This window comes from Dyella silvae (assembly GCF_026421305.1).
GTDB classification, from domain to species: domain Bacteria; phylum Pseudomonadota; class Gammaproteobacteria; order Xanthomonadales; family Rhodanobacteraceae; genus Dyella; species Dyella silvae.
The window spans coordinates 1-5578 of the sequence record NZ_JAPJBQ010000017.1 but is presented as its reverse complement, the minus strand read 5'-3'; the positions used below and the strand labels follow the sequence as shown (position 1 = coordinate 5578).

Below are 5578 nucleotides of genomic sequence, written 5' to 3'. Positions count from 1 at the left end.
CGCGCAAAGACAAACGCCTTCCCGGATGGGAAGGCGTTTGAGGGATAAAGCCCCTGGCGGTGACCTACTCTTGCATGAGGATTCACACTACCATCGGCGCAGCTGCGTTTCACTTCCGAGTTCGGGATGGGATCGGGTGGGACCACAGCGCTATAGCCGCCAGGGAAAGGGTGGGAACAGCGCACTAATGCGCCAGTTCCGCAGAGGGAGTAAACGAGTGACAAGCGTCTGGTGAAATTCGATCGAGATGGTTCGTTGAGACGAGTTGTCTCTAGCGAAGCGTCTTGGGGTTATATGGTCAAGCCGCACGGCTCATTAGTACGCGTAAGCTCAATGCATTGCTGCACTTCCACACCGCGCCTATCAACCACCTAGTCTTGATGGTGCCTTAAGGAGACTCGAAGTCTCGGGAGATCTCATCTTGAGGCGCGCTTCCCGCTTAGATGCTTTCAGCGGTTATCGCTTCCGTTCGTAGCTACCGGGCAATGCCATGGGCATGACAACCCGAACACCAGCGGAACGTCCACTCCGGTCCTCTCGTACTAGGAGCAGCCCCTCTCAAATCTCCAACGCCCACGACAGATAGGGACCGAACTGTCTCACGACGTTCTGAACCCAGCTCGCGTACCACTTTAAATGGCGAACAGCCATACCCTTGGGACCGGCTACAGCCCCAGGATGTGATGAGCCGACATCGAGGTGCCAAACACCGCCGTCGATATGAACTCTTGGGCGGTATCAGCCTGTTATCCCCGGAGTACCTTTTATCCGTTGAGCGATGGCCCTTCCATACAGAACCACCGGATCACTAAGACCTACTTTCGTACCTGCTTGATCCGTCGATCTCGCAGTCAAGCACGCTTATGCCTTTGCACACAGTGCGCGATGTCCGACCGCGCTGAGCGTACCTTCGTGCTCCTCCGTTACTCTTTGGGAGGAGACCGCCCCAGTCAAACTACCCACCACACACGGTCCCTGATCCGGATTACGGACCTAGGTTAGAACGTCAAGCACTTCAGGGTGGTATTTCAAGGATGGCTCCACCGAAACTAGCGTCTCGGTTTCATAGCCTCCCACCTATCCTACACAGAAGAACTCAACGTTCAGTGTGAAGCTGTAGTAAAGGTTCACGGGGTCTTTCCGTCTTGCCGCGGGAACGCTGCATCTTCACAGCGATTTCAATTTCACTGAGTCTCGGGTGGAGACAGCGCCGCTGTCGTTACGCCATTCGTGCAGGTCGGAACTTACCCGACAAGGAATTTCGCTACCTTAGGACCGTTATAGTTACGGCCGCCGTTTACTGGGGCTTCGATCAAGAGCTTCGCCTTGCGGCTGACCCCATCAATTAACCTTCCAGCACCGGGCAGGCGTCACACCCTATACGTCCACTTTCGTGTTTGCAGAGTGCTGTGTTTTTGATAAACAGTCGCAGCGGCCAGGTTACTGCGACCCTTCAACGCTCAGTCACGCATGTGACCACGTCGAAGGGCGCACCTTCTCCCGAAGTTACGGTGCCATTTTGCCTAGTTCCTTCACCCGAGTTCTCTCAAGCGCCTTGGGATTCTCACCCTGCCTACCAGTGTCGGTTTACGGTACGGTTTCTCTGTAGCTGAAGCTTAGTGGCTTTTCCTGGAAGCGTAGTATCAGTCACTTCGTCCAATAGGACTCGTCTCGGTGCTCGGCATAAAGAGGGCCGGATTTGCCTAACCCTCATGCCTACCGCCTTTCCCCGGGACAACCAACGCCCGGTAGACCTAACTTTCTCCGTCCCCACATCGCACTACAGACAAGTGCTGGAATATTAACCAGCTTCCCATCGACTACGCATTTCTGCCTCGCCTTAGGGGCCGACTCACCCTGCGCCGATGAACGTTGCGCGAGGAAACCTTGGGCTTTCGGCGTGCGGGCTTTTCACCCGCATTATCGTTACTCATGTCAGCATTCGCACTTCCGATACCTCCAGCAGACTTCTCAATCCACCTTCACAGGCTTACGGAACGCTCCTCTACCGCGCACACAAAGTGTGCACCCCGAGCTTCGGTGTATAGCTTAGCCCCGTTAAATCTTCCGCGCAGACCGACTCGACCAGTGAGCTATTACGCTTTCTTTAAAGGGTGGCTGCTTCTAAGCCAACCTCCTGGCTGTCTATGCCTTTCCACATCGTTTTCCACTTAGCTATAACTTTGGGACCTTAGCTGCGGGTCTGGGTTGTTTCCCTTTTCACGACGGACGTTAGCACCCGCCGTGTGTCTCCCGTACATTCTGTCCTGGTATTCGGAGTTTGCCATGGTTTACTAAGCCGCGATGGCCCGCTAGCCATAACAGTGCTCTACCCCCAGGAAGATTCATACGAGGCGCTACCTAAATAGCTTTCGAGGAGAACCAGCTATCTCCGAGTTTGTTTAGCCTTTCACTCCTATCCTCAGCTCATCCCCATCTATTGCAACAGATGTGGGTTCGGTCCTCCAGTGCGTGTTACCGCACCTTCAACCTGGCCAAGGATAGATCACTCGGTTTCGGGTCTACTGCCAGAGACTATGCGCCCTATTCAGACTCGGTTTCCCTTCGCCTCCCCTATACGGTTAAGCTTGCCACTGACAGTAAGTCGCTGACCCATTATACAAAAGGTACGCAGTCACCCTTGCGGGCTTCCACTGCTTGTACGTATACGGTTTCAGGGTCTATTTCACTCCCCTCTCCGGGGTTCTTTTCGCCTTTCCCTCACGGTACTTGTTCGCTATCGGTCAGTCAGGAGTATTTAGCCTTGGAGGATGGTCCCCCCATGTTCAGACAGGGTTTCTCGTGCCCCGCCTTACTCAATTTCATCTCTAATGCCCTTTCGCCTACGGGGCTATCACCCGCTATGGCCGGCCTTTCCAAACCGTTCGGCTAAAACACTAAAGACTTTTGGGCTAGTCCGCGTTCGCTCGTCGCTACTGACGGAATCTCGGTTGATTTCTTTTCCTCCGGGTACTTAGATATTTCAGTTCCCCGGGTTCGCTTCCAGCAGCTATGTATTCACTGCAGGATACTGCTTACGCAGTGGGTTTCCCCATTCGGACATTGCCGGATCAAAGCTTGTTGCCAGCTCCCCGACACTTTTCGCAGGCTGCCACGTCCTTCATCGCCTCTGACTGCCAAGGCATCCACCGTATACGCTTGGTCGCTTGACCATATAACCCCAAGTCGCCTCAGGGCCGATGACGCATCACTTACGAGGTGATGTCCATCGATGTCCAAACAACGCGTTCGCTTAATTGCCTCAACGACACATCTCGGTTCGGTTTCGAACCAAAACGCTTGTCACTCGTTTACATTTTCAAAGAACACAAGAACGGCCACAGTGCCGCCTCGTTTCTAAATCTTTATGTGTGCGCTGCCTTCATTTCACGTCGTGTCACCAAATGGTGGAGCCAGTCAGGATCGAACTGACGACCCCCTGCTTGCAAAGCAGGTGCTCTCCCAGCTGAGCTATGGCCCCAAGTGATTTGGTGGTGGGTCTGGGAGGACTCGAACCACCGGCCTCACCCTTATCAGGGGTGCGCTCTAACCACCTGAGCTACAGACCCGGGAACCTTCGTTCTTCGACGAAAACAACCCACTGTTCGATGACGCGCATCGAAGCGGGCGTTTCGTGAAGAGTCCAGCCAGGGATGGCTGGTCTTGCTCTTCGCGACAAGGATGTCGCGTGAAGCAAACTTCGCGTGAAATAAAGTGCAGGTGTCTTGTGTGGACGTCTTGCGGGGAGGAAAGATGTCGTTCTCGAAAGGAGGTGATCCAGCCGCACCTTCCGATACGGCTACCTTGTTACGACTTCACCCCAGTCATGAACCACTCCGTGGTCGTCGTCCCCCTTGCGGTTAGACTAACGGCTTCTGGAGCAACTCACTCCCATGGTGTGACGGGCGGTGTGTACAAGGCCCGGGAACGTATTCACCGCAGCATAGCTGATCTGCGATTACTAGCGATTCCGACTTCATGGAGTCGAGTTGCAGACTCCAATCCGGACTGGGATCGGCTTTCTGGGATTGGCTCCACCTCGCGGTATTGCAACCCTCTGTACCGACCATTGTAGTACGTGTGTAGCCCTGGCCGTAAGGGCCATGATGACTTGACGTCATCCCCACCTTCCTCCGGTTTGTCACCGGCAGTCTCCTTAGAGTTCCCACCATTACGTGCTGGCAACTAAGGACAAGGGTTGCGCTCGTTGCGGGACTTAACCCAACATCTCACGACACGAGCTGACGACAGCCATGCAGCACCTGTGTTCTGATTCCCGAAGGCACTCCCGCATCTCTGCAGGATTCCAGACATGTCAAGGCCAGGTAAGGTTCTTCGCGTTGCATCGAATTAAACCACATACTCCACCGCTTGTGCGGGCCCCCGTCAATTCCTTTGAGTTTCAGTCTTGCGACCGTACTCCCCAGGCGGCGAACTTAACGCGTTAGCTTCGACACTGATCTCCGAGTTGAGACCAACATCCAGTTCGCATCGTTTAGGGCGTGGACTACCAGGGTATCTAATCCTGTTTGCTCCCCACGCTTTCGTGCCTCAGCGTCAGTGTTGATCCAGATGGCCGCCTTCGCCACTGATGTTCCTCCCGATCTCTACGCATTTCACCGCTACACCGGGAATTCCACCATCCTCTATCACACTCTAGCTATCCAGTATCCATTGCCATTCCCAGGTTGAGCCCGGGGATTTCACAACAGACTTAAATAACCGCCTACGCACGCTTTACGCCCAGTAATTCCGATTAACGCTTGCACCCTTCGTATTACCGCGGCTGCTGGCACGAAGTTAGCCGGTGCTTATTCCTCAGGTACCGTCAGCTCCACCGGGTATTAACCAATGGCATTTCGCTCCTGATAAAAGTGCTTTACAACCCGAAGGCCTTCTTCACACACGCGGCATTGCTGGATCAGGCTTGCGCCCATTGTCCAATATTCCCCACTGCTGCCTCCCGTAGGAGTCTGGACCGTGTCTCAGTTCCAGTGTGGCTGATCATCCTCTCAGACCAGCTAGCGATCGTCGCCTTGGTAGGCCTTTACCCTACCAACTAGCTAATCGCACATCGGTTCGTCCAACCGCGCGAGGTCTTTCGATCCCCCGCTTTCTCCCATAGGACGTATGCGGTATTAGCGTAAGTTTCCCTACGTTATCCCCCACGTTTGGGTAGATCCCGATGCATTACTCACCCGTCCGCCACTCGCCACCCACAGTATTGCTACTGCTGTGCTGCCGTTCGACTTGCATGTGTTAGGCATGCCGCCAGCGTTCAATCTGAGCCAGGATCAAACTCTTCACTTAAGTTTTCGACCATCCGAAGATGATCTATCTTTCTGAAGCGTTGTCCTAACCATAAAACGTCAAGCTTTTGAATTGACTCTTAGGTTAGACGCTTGCATATGTTTGACATTCAGTCATCCACCGCAAGGCGCCCACACAAGTCACCTGCGCACACTGTCAAAGATCTCAATCACTTGCTGACCGTTTCCGTTTCAGCGTTGGAACATTTCGTTCCGAGTGAGCCGCTCATCTTACATCATCTTTCCAGTCCGTCAACACCTTCAGCGAA

Annotated in this window: 2 tRNA genes and 3 rRNA genes; all 5 read right to left on the bottom strand. The window is 54.0% G+C overall.

Going from position 1 to position 5578, the window contains the following annotated elements:
• Positions 1 to 51: 51 nt before the first annotated feature.
• Positions 52 to 164: ribosomal RNA gene (gene rrf / locus OQE56_RS20035) — 5S ribosomal RNA — on the bottom strand.
• 130 nt (positions 165 to 294) lie between these two features.
• Positions 295 to 3173 (bottom strand): 23S ribosomal RNA (locus OQE56_RS20030).
• A gap of 232 nt (positions 3174 to 3405) precedes the next feature.
• A tRNA-Ala gene (locus OQE56_RS20025) sits at positions 3406 to 3481 on the bottom strand.
• An 11-nt stretch (positions 3482 to 3492) separates the two neighbouring features.
• A tRNA-Ile gene (locus OQE56_RS20020) sits at positions 3493 to 3569 on the bottom strand.
• Positions 3570 to 3765: 196 nt separating this feature from the next.
• Positions 3766 to 5310, bottom strand: a 16S ribosomal RNA gene (locus tag OQE56_RS20015).
• The 16S, 23S and 5S rRNA genes sit together here with 2 tRNA genes alongside, the layout of an rRNA operon.
• Positions 5311 to 5578 lie beyond the last annotated feature (268 nt).